The organism is Streptomyces sp. RLA012 (assembly GCF_056270325.1).
Genome location: NZ_JBWDPA010000002.1, coordinates 1,133,813 through 1,147,726, shown reverse-complemented (window position 1 = coordinate 1,147,726; position 13,914 = coordinate 1,133,813). Strand labels below are relative to the sequence as shown.

The following is a 13,914-nucleotide window of genomic DNA, read 5'->3' as shown; positions in this document are numbered from 1 at the left end:
CGGGAAGATCAATCGAGCAGGTTCGGCCCGCCCCTGAGCACCAGGTATCTGTCGCGCCGCTAGCTCCGCGGTGGGCGACGCGGAGCATCGAGCAGCGGAGCGGCGACCTCAACCATGCGATGCATGACGGGGACGGGGATGCGGGGGTTGCGGGCGGTGATCTCCGCGCTGCGCAGGTCGAGCAGGAGTGTCACCAACTCCTCCGGCGGCATGACCGGGTTGGCTCCAGCGCGCCAGCGCACCCCGCTGTCGGGGTCGGCGGCCAATCGGACCGCGGCGTCGGGCGCGAGCCGAGGGTCCTCGGCGGCGGCCCTGCGGACGATCTCGTGGGGATCGTGGCCGGCCTGCTCGACGAGGGCGGCGGTGGAGGCCGGGTCGTCGAGCGCGAGAGCCCGTAGGCGCGGGTTCGGGTCCGCCGCGAAGCGCAGCAGTCCCTGGCGGGGGAAGTTGGGATGGCTGCGCGGTCGGCCGGGGAACGAATAGCTCTGGTCCCACCATCCTGCTACCTCAAGGAGCATCTCGGGCGGGGCGTCGTCGCAGGACTCGGCCAGGAAGAGACGCACTACGCGGTCCTCGTCGCGGGCGAGGAGTGCCACCACGTCCGCGGGCAGCCGCGGTGCCCTCGCGACACTGCGGCGGACCAGCAGCTTGGGGGAACTCGCGAGTTGACGCATGGCCTCGGCGTTCGCGTGCAGCGCGCCGATCCACCACAGTGCCGTCGTCGAGCTGTGCGGGTCGATGTCGGGGACCTCGGAGGCCATCGCGGCGATCTCGCCCGGCGTCGTGGGCGGCGCAGCGTCGGGGTGGGGTGCACGCCCGACGCCCCGGCCACCGCGCGAGAGCCGCCGGGCCGCCGACTGCTCCTCGGCGCGCAGCCTCAGCTCCTTACGTAGATCCGGCTCGGGCGAGGCGGCAATGATCCGTTCCCATTGGGCCGGGGAGAGATCACCGATTTCCGCGGTACGGCTGCGCACGCTCCGTGTTCGATGGCCGGTCGCGGCGTCCATGACGGCATCCGGCAGGTCTCTGCGGTACAGGAAATCGGCCTCACCGACGTCCAGAAGCTGGAAGAGCAGCTCAACGGGTGCCGCACGGTTGAAGCCGATCCCGGAAAGCCACGAGAGACCCACTCGCCGGTCGACTCCGGTGGTCGGAGTCAGTCTGGCCCAGGCGGGGCTGTGCATGGTGGGCTGCTTCTCGGTCATCGGCCGAAGACTAGGGCCAGTACGAGACCCTTCGCGACCCTTGCCCGCCGACACGTGGAGTCGACGCTGCGCGTGCCGGAACCTGCTGCCGGACCGGTGTGGTCGCACCGGTGCGACCTGATGGATCTCGCTCCGTCGTACGCGTCGGAGGCGGGCCTGGGCGCTGGGCGAGCGGCGCCATCCGGGCGAGGGGCCCTGGACCTCCAAGCCCAGGTTCTTGAGCGTGCCGGTCGCGTCGACGAGGCGACCCGGAGCCCGGAGTTCCGGAGTCCCGGGGCGGATGCGGCCGCGCGCCGGTACTTCGTCCAGGACGCCGTCGAGTTCTACGCAGCACTGCTCGCGCGCGCCGCCCTGGAGCACCGCACGAAGGCGCTGGAGGACCCTGGGCCGGGGACAGGAGGCCGAGGCCGTCCTGCGCGAGATCATCGGAGCCACCGACCAATCCCAACCAGAGGGGATCGCAACTGAGTCGACATGCGCCTGCGCTTCTTCACGACCCAGGAGGGCGGCCCGAGCCCGCTGGGGAAGCAGAGCTCAAGATCCTCCGCGGCAGTCGCCGTACGACCTCTGGGGGGCCTGCGGCGTTGACGCTGCCTGCGGGGTTCGCATCCGCCGCGATCTCCGCCGCTGACAACGCGCGGGCACACAGGAAGGGCGGACATGGATTGCGTCCTGCACTGCCGGACGAAGGCGTTGCGGATGGGGTGTTGGAGAAGCCGCTCGTATGCGTCTGGTCATGTGTGTGCCTACGCTGGAAATCGGCCGAATGTCGTAAACGAGTCAGGCGGGGACGAGGAGGCGGAGTGCGATGGCGAAAGTGCTCTTCATCGTGAGCGGGGCCACGTACTGGGTGCTCAAGGACGGCACCAGGCACGCGACGGGCTACTGGGCCGAAGAGTTCGCGATGCCGTACAAGAAGATCACGGAGGCCGGCCACGATGTCGTGGTCGCGACACCCGGCGGCGTGACCCCGAGCGTCGACATGATGAGCCTGCGCCCCTCGATGGCGGGCGGCGAAGAGGGTGCCCTCGAACTGGAGGCCATCATCCGGTCCGCCGAGGTCATGCGGCGGCCCCTCAAGCTGTCGGACGTCCGCCTGGAGGACTACGACGCGGTGTACCTGCCCGGCGGTCACGGTCCGATGCAGGACTTGGCTTTCGACGCCGACGTGGGCCGGCTGCTGACGGCGCAGCTCGCCTCGGGCAAGCCACTTGCGATCGTGTGCCACGCTCCCTCCGCGATGCTGGCCACCAGGATCCACGGCGAGTCGCCCTTCAAGGGCTACCGGGTCACTTGCTTCACCGATGAAGAAGAGGAGGCCGTCGGAATCGCCCCCAGGGCACCATGGCTCCTGGAGACCGATCTGAAGGAGAAGGTCGGCGTCGACTTCAGCCGCGGCCCGATCTGGGAGCCGTACATGGTGGAGGACCGCAACCTCATCACCGGGCAGAACCCACACTCGGCCGGGGTCCTGGCGGACCGGCTGCTGGAGATCCTCAAGTAGGCGTGCCTGGAGTGATCCCGCCGGAGCCTTCCACGTACGGCGGTCACCCGGCTCTCGACACGAAGCACGGACGGACCTCTCTCGCGCCGTCGCTCGCCGCCCGGGCCGCCCCCGGGCTGAAACGGCTGGTGGAACGGGGCCGGGCGGGGGAGTCGGTGAACTCGCGGAGCGACAAAGGCGCTTCTCTCTGATTTCGGAGGTGCCGATCAAACCGAAGTCGTACGCGGAAGAGCCGACGGAACCCAACGACACCTTCGACACCCTCGATGCCCTCGACGCCATCGATCCGTTCGCTGCCGCGACAAGGGCCTTCGACTGCCTGAAAGGTGGCCACTCCCGCTTGCCGGCCCGGGTGTTCGGCACGGTCACCGTGACGCGGACCGCAGGGCGGGGCAAGGACCAGACCGGCGTGCACCCGGCCGACACGGAACTCCCGCTGTCGGCCGGCTCGCACTCCCACGGCCTGCGTCGGCTCACCGTCCCCGAAGCCGTTCGCGGCTCCTACGACCAGGCGGAAGACCACCGGTCCGGGTCCACGCGGTCAGCGTCAACGGGGGAGAGCTGCACGGCCGAGCCGGGCGGGTGTGCCTGGTGACCGGCCGTCGGTTTCCGCAACGTACGGGCCTGGATTTCGCCGGAGAGGTCGCCGCGGTCGGTGCCGCGGTGACCGGTCTGCGGGAAGGCGACCGGGTGTGGGGCATACTTCCGCGCGGCCGGTTCGCCAGCGCGGCCGAGTACGTTGCCGTCCGCCCGCGGCAGATCTCTCCCGCCCCCGCCGGCCTTCCCCTGGTGCAGGCCGCCGCCCTCCCCGCGACCGGTACGACCGCGATCACCGCCCTGCGCGGCAAGGCCCGCCTGAGGCCCGCCTGAGGCCGGGCGAACGCCTTCTCGTACGCGGCGCGAGCGGAGGCGCCCGCAGCGTCGCCGTCCAGCTCGGCAAGGCACTCGGAGCCCACGTCACCGCGCTCGCGGGCCCGAAGAACCTCGGCTCCGTCCGAGACCCGGGCGCCGACGAGGCGCTGAGCTACACACCTCCGCCCCGCACGGCCCGCGCCGGGTGCGCTTCTTCAGCGGAAACCCCCGGCACGAACTCCTCGCCGAACTCACCCGATAACTCACCCGACAACTCATCCGATACGTGGAGACCGGCGCCATCCGCCCGGCCGTGGACACCGTCCACCCCCTGGCCGACATCGCCGCTGCCCACCGCGCCCTGGAAGCAGGCGGCGTACGCGGAAAGCACGTCATCCAGATCACGTGACGGGCCATACCCATCGTCAGCCCACCACGCAGCTGGTGGTGACCGGCAGTCGGTCGCGGGAGAAGGCGTATCCGGCGGCGATCGAGACGGCCGTGGCCCAGCGCCCGAAACTTGGTCCGTTGTCGGGTGCCGTACGGGCCGCCGCGGCCCGGGCGGCGGGCGCGCGTTGGGCAGGGCCGCCCGCGCGGCGGGAGTTCGGCGCTCGGCGGGAGTTCCGGCGGCCGGGCCTTGGTTAACCTGTACGGGTGACCACCGATCTGACCCTGCTGCCGCGTGTCGCCTATCGCGGACAGGAGGTCACCGCACCCCGGCTCCGCGGTCTCCTCGCGCTGCTGGCGGGCGACTTGCGCGCGGGCTGCAGCACCGAGCGGCTGGTGGCGGGGCTGTGGCCGGACGAGTTGCCGGAGCGGCCGGGAAAAGCGGTGCAGGTCCTCGTGTCCAGGGCGCGGGCGCAGCTGGACGCCGACGTCCTCGTCAGCACGCCGAGCGGATACCGGCTCGCACTCGCCGAGGACCAGGTCGACAGCTCCGCCCTGCTGCTGCACGCCGCCGCCGGCGCGGACCGGGCCAGGGCCGGGGACCACGCGGGATCGCTGGCCGCGGCCGAGGCCGGGCTCGCGCTGTGGGAGGGCACTCCTGACGGGGCCGGCAGCGCCGACGACCCCGTAGCCGCCTTGCGCACCGAGCGTGCCCCCGTCCGCGGCACGCTCGTCCGCGCGCGGGCGCTCGCGCTCGCCCGCCTCGGACGACACGCGGAGGCGGCCGGGCCGCTGGCCGCGGCCGCCTCGGAGCATCCGCGCGACGAGGAAGTGCTCGCCGAACTGCTGCGCGGCGAGGCGGCGACGGCGGGCCCGTCCGCCGCGCTGATGCGCTACGAGGCGTACCGCCGTGAGCTGCGCGACGAGCTCGGTACGGATCCGGGCGCCGGGCTCAAGGCCGTACATCGGGAGCTGCTGCGCGGCGAGTCGCCGGTGGTCAGGCACGGTGTGCCGCACGAGCCGAACCCGCTGCTCGGACGGGACGAGGACATGGCGGCGGTGGAGCGGTTGCTGCGCGCCTCCCGTGCCGTCACCGTCGTCGGTCCCGGCGGCCTCGGCAAGACCCGGCTCGCGCACGCCGTCAGCCGCCGGGCCGAGCAGCCCGTGGTGTATTTCGTGCCGCTCGCCGGCGTCACAGCGGACGAGGACGTGGCCGCGGAGGTGGCCTCCGCGCTCGGCGCGGGCGAGGGGCGGCCCGGTGCCGTGAGCGGCCACGCCTCGGCCGACCCGGTGTCCGGCATCCTCGGCGTGCTCGGCTCCGGATCCGGGTCCGGAGCCGCTCTGTTGGTCCTGGACAACTGCGAGCAGGTCGTCCGGGGCGCCGCCGACCTCGTACAGGCCCTGGTCTCGTCCTCGAAGGACCTGCGGGTACTCGCCACCAGCCGGGCCCCGCTGGGCCTCACGTCGGAGGCGGTGTACGCGCTGCCGGAGCTCGGTCTCGACACCTCCGTCGAGCTGTTCACCCAGCGGGCCCGGGCCGCCCGGCCCGGCGTGCAGCTGCCGTCGGACGCGGTGGCGGAGCTGTGCCGTCACCTCGACGGGCTGCCGCTCGCCGTGGAGCTGGCCGCGGCGCGGGTGCGGGTGCTGTCGGTGCCGGAGATCGCCCGCCGCCTCGGCGACCGGTTCGCGCTGCTGCGCGGCGGGGTGCGGGACGTGCCGGAGCGTCACCGCACCCTGCACGCGGTCGTGGAGTGGAGCTGGAACCTGCTCGCCGATGACGCCCAGGCGGCGCTGCGTACGCTGTCCGTCTTTCCCGGCGGCTTCTCCGGCGAGGCGGCGGAGCAGGTCCTCGGCACGGATGCGCTGTTCCTGCTGGAGCAGTTGGCCGATCAGTCGCTGCTCACCGTCGCCGACACCCCGGCCGGCGTACGGTTCCGGATGCTGGAGACCGTACGGGAGTTCAGCGCGGCCCGGCGTGCGGAGGCGGGCGAGGACGATGAGGCCGTCGGCCGGTTCCTCGACTGGGCGCGGGACTTCGGGGTCGCGTACCACGACGCGCTCTTCGGCTCGGATTCGCAGGCCGCCTGGGAGCGGATCAAGGCCGAGCAGGACAACCTCGTCCTGGCCCTGCGACACGCCCTGGCCCGTACGGACAATCCCGCCACCGCCGCCCTCGCCGCCGTCCTCGGCAGTCTGTGGTCCACCGGTACCAGCTTTCCCCGCCTCATCGCCCTCGCCGCGGACACCGGCCCGCCGCTGTCGCACTACCACCCCGAGCCCGCATACGTCGAAGTCGCCCGCACCGCCGCGGTGTTGGGCACGGCGACCGTGTTCATGGGCCCCGGCCCGCGCGCCGTACGCCAGCTCGTCACCCTGCGGCGGCTGCCTCCGGCCCCGCCGGACACATTGATGCGCGCCACCGCGGTCGTGCTGAGCGCGGTCCCCGAGATACGGCCTCCCGACTACGACGTGCTGCGCAAGCTCTGCGGAGGTGAGGGCGACAGCGAGCAGCCGCTGCTCTCCGGCATCGCCGAGTGCGTCGCCTGCTACGTCTGGGAGTTCGAGCACGACATCGACCGCGCGCTCGCCTCGGCCCGCCGGATGGTCGTCGGACTGGCGCCGGTCGACAATCCGTCCGTTCAACTCATGGTGCATTCCCGGCTGAGCGAGCTGTGCCTGCGGACGGGGCGGGGCGAGGAGGCGTACGAACATCTCAAGGCGTCGCTCGCGGTGCTGCCGCGGCTCGGCGACGGGCACGACTACATCAGCATCCGCCCGCTCCTCGTCTTCGCCTGCCTGCAGCGCGGCGACCCCGACGAGGCCGAGGACTGGCTGCGGCAGGCGGAGAGCGACAACACCCCGCAGCAGGACGACTTCTACCGGCCCGACCTCTGCGGGCGCGCCGAGATCGCGCTCGCCCGCGGACTGACGGAGGTCGGGCTCGGCCTGTGGCGCGGCGTCGTGGAGCGCATGCTCGCGGCCGGCTCGATACGCGGCGGCGACGCCCGGCTCGACCCGTGGGTGTTCCTGATCCAGTCGGTGGCGGTCACGGCGCACGCGCACGCCGACCGACTCGGGCTGGTCGCGGAGGTGGCCGACCGGCTGCGGCAGCGGCTGCGGACGCTGCTCTCCGATCCGGTCGGCTCGCCCTCCGAACTCCCCTTGTTCGGGACGATGCTGCATGCCCTCGGCATGGTGGGGCTCGCGTCCGGCGACACCAGTGCCGTACGGATGATCGCGCTGGCCGAACGGCTGCTGGTGCTGCGCGAGTTCCAGCCGACGATGTCGGCGGACCGCGCCCGCAAGGCGGCCGAGGATGCCGACAGGGCGGCGTACGCCGACGCGGTGTCGGAGTACACCGCCCTGGAGCGGGACGAGTTGCGGGAGGCAGCCCGCGCTGTCATGGCGGTTACTTCGGGTCGCGGTTGAACGACGCCATCGACCAGCGGTAGCCGAGCGCGGCCAGGCCGACGCACCAGGCGATCGCGATCCACCAGTTGTTGCCGATCTCGGTACCGAGCAGCAGGCCGCGCAGGGTCTCGATGGCCGGCGTGAACGGCTGGTACTCGGCGATCGGCTGGAACCAGCCCGGCATCGTGTCGGCCGGGATGAAGGCGCTCGAGATGAGCGGCAGAAGGATCAGCGGCTGTGCACTGTTGGCGGCCGCCTCGGCGTTCGGGCTGGCCAGGCCCATCCCGACCGCGATCCAGGTGAGCGCCAGGGCGAACAGCGCGAGCAGCCCGAACGCCGCCAGCCACTCCAGGACCGTGGCGTCCGTGGACCGGAAGCCGATGGCCACGCCGACGGCGCCGACGAGGACCACGCTGGCGATGCACTGCAGCACGCTGCCGACGACGTGCCCGATGAGCACGGACCCGCGGTGGATCGCCATCGTACGGAAGCGGGCGATGAGGCCCTCGTTCATGTCCGTGGAGACGTACACCGCGGCCCCGATCACGGTGCCGCCGATGGTCATCATCAGGATGCCCGGGACGATGTAGGCGATGTACTCGGAGCGGTCCGCGCCGCCGCCACCGATGCCCGCGCTCATCACGTCACCGAAGATGTAGACGAAGAGCAGCAGCAGCATGATCGGCGTGAGCAGCAGGTTCAGGGTTCCGGATGGGTAGCGCCACGCGTGCAGCAGATTGCGGCGCAGCATCGTGTTCGAGTCGCGGACGGCGAGGGAGAGGGCGCTCATCGGACATTCTCCTTGGACTGGTTGGGCCGGCTGGACTGGTTGGGCTGGTTGGGCTGGCTGGGTACATTGGTGGCGCCGGTCAGGGCGAAGAACACGTCGTCGAGGTCGGGGGTGTGCACGGTCAGCTCGTCCGCCTCGATGCCGGCCGAGTCCAGCCAGTCGAGGATGGAGCGCAGCTCGCGCTGGCTGCCGCCGCTGGGAATCTGCAGCGCCAGTGCCTCGTCGTCGCGGGTGACCTCGCGCAGGGCGACGGCGGCGGACTGGTACGCGTCCGGGTCGGTGAAGCGGAGCCGGACATGTCCGCCCGGGATGAGTCGCTTCAGCTCCTCGGCGGTACCCTCGGCGGCGATCTTCCCGTCGTTGAGCACGGCGATGCGGTCGGCGAGTTCGTCGGCCTCCTCCAGGTACTGGGTGGTGAGGAAGACGGTGACGCCGCCGGAGACCAGCTCTCGGATGACCCCCCACATGTTGTGGCGGGCGCGCGGGTCGAGGCCGGTGGTCGGCTCGTCGAGGAAGATGATCCGCGGGTCGCCGACGAGGGTCATGGCGAGGTCGAGGCGGCGCTTCATGCCGCCGGAGTAGGTGGAGGCGGGCTTCTTCGCCGCCTCGGTGAGGTCGAAGCGCTCAAGGAGTTCGGCGGCGGTACGGCGGCCCTCGCCGCGGGAGAGGTGGTGCAGGTCCGCCATGAGGAGCATGTTCTCCTCGCCGGTGATCAGGCCGTCGACGGCGGAGAACTGCCCGGTGACACCGATTGCGGCACGCACGGCCTGCGGGTCGGCGGCCAGGTCGTGTCCGCCGACGTGCAGGTCGCCGGCGTCGGCGGTGATGAGGGTGGAGAGGATCTTGACGGCGGTGGTCTTGCCCGCGCCGTTCGGACCGAGCAGGGAGAAGACCGTGCCGGCCGGCACCGCCAGGTCGATACCGTCGAGGACCGTCTTGTCCCCGTAGGCCTTGCGCAACCCCTTGGCCGCGATGGCGAGTGAGTGCGATGTCGTTGTCGTCATGCGGCAGAGATTGCGGCAGGGCGCATTCAACACGGTTTCAAGACGGTTTCAGTGCCCTGGAACCGGGCGGCGAAGGGCCAATGCCTCATTGCCGCCCTGCCGCTGCGGCCTCAGCACGGCTGCCGCCGCACCCCGCCGGAGTCCAGTGAGCGCTACAGCGATCCCGGCCCGCCCCACATCCCGCCTTCGTGAACCCGGGGCTCAGCCGGGCGGCCGTGCGGACGAAACCCGCCCGCGGATGTGCCGGGTACGTGTGCGACCCGTGCCGGCACTGGCGGGAAAGGGCGGAGCGGGGCCGATGCTGCCGCTGTGGGCACGGTCTCCCCGGACGGCGCGCGGGTCACATCGTCAAGGGTCGGCTGTCCGCCTACGGTGCGCCGAGTACCGCTCCCCAGCCCTCATGCAGAGCGCGAGCGCCTGGTCGGCCCCGGGTTCAGCTGCTCAAGGCGGTGCGGGGGCGTGAAAAGTGCTCGAGTGTGGCGAGGTAGGGCGAGTGTTCCAGGGGCTCGTCGAGGAGGAACCTGCGTGTCAGGTCGAGGTGCTCCCGGGCGCGTGTGAGGAAGACCCAGTGGTCGGCTTCCTGGATGGTGGCGAACACTGCCTCGGACGACATCGCGGCCAGGGCCCGGCAGTCGGTCGGACGGACAGCGACATCGTGTTCGCCGGTGACTGCCAGGAGGGGGGTCGACAGCCCGGTGGGTTGCGGTGCGTCGCACAGCAATTGCAGGCAGCGGGCCCACAAGTCGATGTGGGTGTCGTCCGCACTGTTGAAAATGTCGTTGAGAATCCAGCGCAGGGTCTCCCGTCCGCGTACGGGCAGGTCGGGGTCGAGGCACAGCAGATGGGAGACGACGTCGTCCACCGGTTCGTGCCGGGTAGCACTTTTTGCGCGGGCCGCCAGGCCGGCGGGGGTGGTGCCGCTGGGAAGGGCAGGCCGGTGTCCACTGGCGCCGGTCAGCACAACACGTTCGGTGCGCTCGGGGTGGCGTTCGGCGAGGCGATAGGCGATCTCTCCGCCGTGGGAGGTCCCGCAGACGTTCACCCGAGGGAGGCCGAGTTCGTCCAGGACACCCACGAGGCCGTCCGCGAGATCGCCGATCTCGCAGTGCGGAGGCAGTGTCCCGGGGCTGGACACGCCGGCGATGCGTACGCCCACGATGTCCGCCACGGGCAGCAGCGCTTCGGTCTGGGGACGGATGGTGGCCTCGCCCTCGGCCCGCGCGCGGACGAAGAGAACGGGCGAGATGCGCGGTGCGGGGCACGTACGGCTCTCGACCTCGAAAACCAGCGGTCCGCTGCGGATCGTGCGGGTGTTGACGTCGCGTTGCTCCATCAGGGGTCTGCTCCTCCTGCGCTCGTGGGTCTCTTGGGTCCGTGGAGGTGAAGTCCGCCGGGGAATGGGCCGGTGCCGACGGCAAGGGTGGCCGCCGAGAAGTGAACACTGCTTCGTACTGGACCTGCCGCAGTGTCAGCCGCCGTACCCGCAGCGGTTGTAGAGGGTCTTTTGTAGCAGCCGGTCCCACCACGCACGGATTTTGATCCTTCGGACGGGTGAGACGCCGAAGCTGACTGCCGCACGCCGGCGATCCCCGGAGCGTCGCCGCAGCGGTGGGCCCGATGCCGCGCGCCAGGGGGTGGTGGTCCAAGGCGCTTTTCGTCGACATCGGACAGATTGTGGTTGCGGCACGTTTCCCCGTCGGGCGTCACTCGTTGATCGTTCCGAGAGTTGTTGTGATGTGACGGAGACGTCGCGATGCGCGCGGCGAGCGGCCTTCGGGCCGGCATTCAACGGGAGGCGAACCATGGTGGGCACTGTCTACGACGCGCTGGTCGGCATTCTGGACGAGACGTTCCGGGTCGAGCCGGAGATGATCCGCGCCGATGCCACCTTGGACGAGTTGGAGTTGGATTCGCTTGCGGTGGCCGAGCTCGCCGCCATCCTGCAGGAGCAGTTCGAGGTCAAGGTCACGGGCCGAGACGTGGGCAAGGGCACCACGCTCGGCGAGGTGGCCGCACTGATCGACGCCGAGGAGGCTCCCGCGCCGATGGCGAGCCGATGAGCGCAATGGACATCGCGGTGACCGGACTGGGGATGCTCACCCCGGCCGGCACGGGGGTGGAGGCCACGTGGCGCCGGGTGCGTGAAGGCGGATCCACCGTGGCGGCGACCAACCCCGCGTTAGCGGGCATGCCGGCCGATTTCTGCGCCTCCGTCAGTGGGATCGACATCAACGTGGTGGGGCGCCGGAACGTCTATCGGCAGGACCGGTTCGTCCAGTTCGTGTTGGTCGCCGCGCACGAAGCACTGGCCGACGCCGGACTGGCCCCGACGGAGTGGGACGCAGACAGGGTCGGCGTGGTGATCGGGTGCGGTATGGGAGGCGTCGCCACCTGGGAGAAGCAGCATGCCAGGCTGCTGGGACAGGGGCCGGAGAGGGTCTCTCCGTTGATGATCCCGATGATGACGCCGAACTCGGCCGCCGGTGAGGTCGCCTTGGCCTTCGGGGTACGAGGTCCCAGCTGCGTGGTGTGCACGGCCTGCGCATCTGGTGCGACGGCCATCGCAGCAGCCCGTGACCTGCTTGCCTCCGGTCAGTGCGACATCGTGATCGCAGGTGGGACGGAAGCGGGGATCACTCCGTTGACGGTCGCGGCGTTCGCCAACCTTGGAACGCTGTCACAGCGGTGCGCGAACCCGCAGGCCGCGTCGCGGCCCTTCGACGCCGACCGGGACGGCTTCGTGATGGCCGAGGGAGCGGCCGTACTTGTGCTCGAACGAGCCGAGCACGCCGCCGCCCGCGACCGGCGCCCGCGTGCCCTGCTGGCAGGTTGCGGAGCAGCCTCTGACGCCCACCACCCCACCGCGGCACACCCCGAGGGCAGAGGAGCCCGACAGGCTCTGCAGTCGGCATTGCGCGATGCGGAGCTCGCTGCGGGGGACATCGACCATGTCAACGCCCACGGCACGTCGACTGTGTTGAACGACGAGGTCGAGGCAGTCGTCATCGGCGACGCGCTGCCGCATGGGCCCCAGGTCACCTCCACCAAGGGGGTACTCGGGCACATGCTCGGTGCAGCCGGCGCCGTCGAAGCGGCGCTGACGGTGTTGACGATCCAGCAGTCGACCATCCCGCCCACAGCCAACTTGGAGACACCCGACCCCGGCATGGACCTGAACCTCGTCTCCAAGACCGCCCTGCACCAGCCGGTGCGCGCGGCACTGTCCAACTCCTTCGGCTTCGGCGGCCACAACGTCGTCCTGGCATTCCGCACCGTGTAGAACGCACCCCTGTCGCAGGAGGCTTGTCGCCCATGGGCACCGCCACCACACATCAGGCCGCACCACCCGCCCCGCGCGGCATCATCCGGCGGCTGCAGTCCCGCCAGGGACGCGAAAACCCGTTCCCGCTGTTCGAGGAGATCCGCAGCGTCGGGCCGGTGGTCGGCCTGGGACCATGCTCGCTCCTGGTCACCGGATACACCGAATGCCTCCAGATCCTCACCGACCGGCGCTGGCAGGTACCCGACCATCAGTGGCGCACCGCACGCGGCCTCGACACCGTCAGCCCCGGCTCAAAGATCCTCGCAACCCTTCCGCGCCTCAACCCTCCGCGGCACGGCTCGATGCGTCGTCTCCAGTCCGGGCCCTTCACTCCCGCCGCCCTGGAACGGCTGCGACCCACCGTCCGCACCCTCGTGCGTACCCACCTCGACCGGTTGGACGCCGAACTGTCACAGCACGGCAGGGTGGACTTCGTCGAAACGGTCGCCCGCGCGCTGCCCATCGCCGTCATGTCCGAGATCCTTGGCCTGCCCGCAGCAGACCGAGCCCTCATCACCCGCTACAGCATCGCGACCGCCACGCTGACGGAACCCTTCGCCACGCCCGCACAGACCGCAGCCGCCGACACGGCAGCCGCCAAGTTCCACGCGTACGTCCTGGCCCTGCTCAATGAACGAGCGCGCACTCCCGGCGATGACCTGCTGTCCCAGTGGCTCACCCAGCAACATCCTGGTGTCGGCCCCGTCTCCCGCGACGAGTTGGCCGCCCACATCGTGTTCCTGGTCGGTGCCGGCGCCGAGACGACCTCGGCCCTGTTCGCCACCGCCGTGCAAGCCCTGGAACAACATCCCGATCAGGCACTGTGGCTGGCTGCTCACCCCGAGGCGCTGCCTCAGGCCATCGAGGAACTCACCCGGTGGGACCCGTCAGTGCAGAACGCCGTCCGCGTCCCGGCACAGGACACCACTTTGGCGGGGATCCCCGTTCCCGCAGGCACACTTGTTCACGCGCTGGTCGCAGCCGCCAACCGAGACCCCGCCCACTTCCTCCACCCTCACACCCTCGACTTCCAGCGTCCCCCGCAGCGCAGCCTCGCCTTCGGCGCCGGGATTCACTACTGCCTCGGCGCACCCCTCGCCCGACTGAACGCCACCGAATTCCTCCCCGAACTCCTTCGCCGCTTCCCCACCCTTCGCTCCGAGGGGCCGGCAACCCGCCCCCCGGGTCTCAACCTGCGCACCTTTCTGGCCCTCCCCGTCACCCGCACCCCACCGGACGTCGATGGCAACGATGCAGCCGACGGATCCGGACCGATGCGCGTGAGCACGCTTTCGGGGGACCTCCGCACGAGCGGCCGGAACGAAGTCTCCTCTGACCGCGGCTTACCCCGGCGCGTTCCGGCAGGTCCCGACACATCCGAAACAGGAGTGGCCCCTTCCCTCGGTACACAGTGCTGAACCTCGACGCAGAGGGCTGCC

General features: G+C 70.9%; 10 protein-coding genes and 1 pseudogene. 7 read left to right on the top strand and 4 right to left on the bottom strand.

The window, feature by feature from the left end:
• Positions 1–59 precede the first annotated feature (59 nt).
• Positions 60–1,205: a hypothetical protein gene (locus tag RV986_RS05695; protein ID WP_475916330.1), complete on the bottom strand. Its 1,146-nt coding sequence runs from the start codon at positions 1,203–1,205 to the stop codon at positions 60–62.
• An 808-nt stretch (positions 1,206–2,013) separates the two neighbouring features.
• Between RV986_RS05695 and RV986_RS05690 the strand changes: the two genes are divergently transcribed.
• The 4 genes and pseudogenes from RV986_RS05690 to RV986_RS05675 all read left to right on the top strand — a co-directional run bounded on the left by RV986_RS05690 (position 2,014) and on the right by RV986_RS05675 (position 7,377).
• Positions 2,014–2,709: a type 1 glutamine amidotransferase domain-containing protein gene (locus RV986_RS05690; RefSeq protein WP_475916329.1), complete on the top strand. Its 696-nt coding sequence runs from the start codon at positions 2,014–2,016 to the stop codon at positions 2,707–2,709.
• A gap of 199 nt (positions 2,710–2,908) precedes the next feature.
• Positions 2,909–3,304, top strand: coding sequence for a hypothetical protein (locus tag RV986_RS05685; protein ID WP_475916328.1), 396 nt, complete (start codon positions 2,909–2,911; stop codon positions 3,302–3,304).
• Positions 3,223–3,970, top strand: a pseudogene (locus tag RV986_RS05680) (NAD(P)-dependent alcohol dehydrogenase); the annotation flags it as partial. The gene RV986_RS05685 and the pseudogene RV986_RS05680, both read left to right, overlap by 82 nt.
• 245 nt (positions 3,971–4,215) lie before the next feature.
• A complete protein-coding gene (locus RV986_RS05675) occupies positions 4,216–7,377 on the top strand; it encodes an ATP-binding protein (RefSeq protein WP_475916327.1) in 3,162 nt (1,053 codons plus the stop codon).
• Here RV986_RS05675 and RV986_RS05670 read toward each other — a convergent pair.
• The 3 genes from RV986_RS05670 to RV986_RS05660 all read right to left on the bottom strand — a co-directional run bounded on the left by RV986_RS05670 (position 7,358) and on the right by RV986_RS05660 (position 10,486).
• Positions 7,358–8,149 carry an ABC transporter permease gene (locus RV986_RS05670; protein WP_475916326.1) on the bottom strand — a complete coding sequence of 264 codons (792 nt, stop codon included), beginning with the start codon at positions 8,147–8,149 and terminating at the stop codon, positions 7,358–7,360. The genes RV986_RS05675 and RV986_RS05670 overlap by 20 nt on opposite strands.
• Positions 8,146–9,153, bottom strand: coding sequence for an ATP-binding cassette domain-containing protein (locus tag RV986_RS05665; RefSeq protein ID WP_475916325.1), 1,008 nt, complete (start codon positions 9,151–9,153; stop codon positions 8,146–8,148). Before RV986_RS05665 ends, RV986_RS05670 begins: the two co-directional genes overlap by 4 nt.
• 433 nt (positions 9,154–9,586) lie before the next feature.
• On the bottom strand, positions 9,587–10,486 hold the full coding sequence (locus RV986_RS05660; RefSeq protein WP_475916324.1) for an alpha/beta fold hydrolase: 900 nt from the start codon (positions 10,484–10,486) through the stop codon (positions 9,587–9,589).
• A gap of 469 nt (positions 10,487–10,955) precedes the next feature.
• Here RV986_RS05660 and RV986_RS05655 point away from each other — a divergent pair, with 469 nt between their 5' ends.
• The 3 genes from RV986_RS05655 to RV986_RS05645 are packed head-to-tail and all read left to right on the top strand — an operon-like array spanning position 10,956 to position 13,893.
• Positions 10,956–11,213 (top strand): acyl carrier protein, encoded by a 258-nt coding sequence (locus RV986_RS05655; protein ID WP_475916323.1) that lies wholly within the window; start codon positions 10,956–10,958, stop codon positions 11,211–11,213.
• Positions 11,210–12,433, top strand: a complete 1,224-nt coding sequence (locus RV986_RS05650) for a beta-ketoacyl-[acyl-carrier-protein] synthase family protein (RefSeq protein ID WP_475916322.1) — start codon at positions 11,210–11,212, stop codon at positions 12,431–12,433. The genes RV986_RS05655 and RV986_RS05650 overlap by 4 nt, the downstream gene beginning before the upstream one ends.
• A gap of 32 nt (positions 12,434–12,465) precedes the next feature.
• Positions 12,466–13,893, top strand: coding sequence for a cytochrome P450 (locus RV986_RS05645; RefSeq protein ID WP_475916321.1), 1,428 nt, complete (start codon positions 12,466–12,468; stop codon positions 13,891–13,893).
• The last annotated feature ends 21 nt before the right edge of the window (positions 13,894–13,914 follow it).

What these genes read in the sequence shown, in the direction of transcription:
- RV986_RS05665 (WP_475916325.1), bottom strand. Translation starts at nt 9,153, where the DNA reads ATGACGACAACGACATCGCACTCACTCGCCATCGCGGCCAAGGGGTTG.
- RV986_RS05645 (WP_475916321.1), top strand. Translation starts at nt 12,466, where the DNA reads ATGGGCACCGCCACCACACATCAGGCCGCACCACCCGCCCCGCGCGGC.
- RV986_RS05660 (WP_475916324.1), bottom strand. Translation starts at nt 10,486, where the DNA reads ATGGAGCAACGCGACGTCAACACCCGCACGATCCGCAGCGGACCGCTG.
- RV986_RS05670 (WP_475916326.1), bottom strand. Translation starts at nt 8,149, where the DNA reads ATGAGCGCCCTCTCCCTCGCCGTCCGCGACTCGAACACGATGCTGCGC.
- RV986_RS05650 (WP_475916322.1), top strand. Translation starts at nt 11,210, where the DNA reads ATGAGCGCAATGGACATCGCGGTGACCGGACTGGGGATGCTCACCCCG.
- RV986_RS05690 (WP_475916329.1), top strand. Translation starts at nt 2,014, where the DNA reads ATGGCGAAAGTGCTCTTCATCGTGAGCGGGGCCACGTACTGGGTGCTC.
- RV986_RS05695 (WP_475916330.1), bottom strand. Translation starts at nt 1,205, where the DNA reads ATGACCGAGAAGCAGCCCACCATGCACAGCCCCGCCTGGGCCAGACTG.
- RV986_RS05655 (WP_475916323.1), top strand. Translation starts at nt 10,956, where the DNA reads ATGGTGGGCACTGTCTACGACGCGCTGGTCGGCATTCTGGACGAGACG.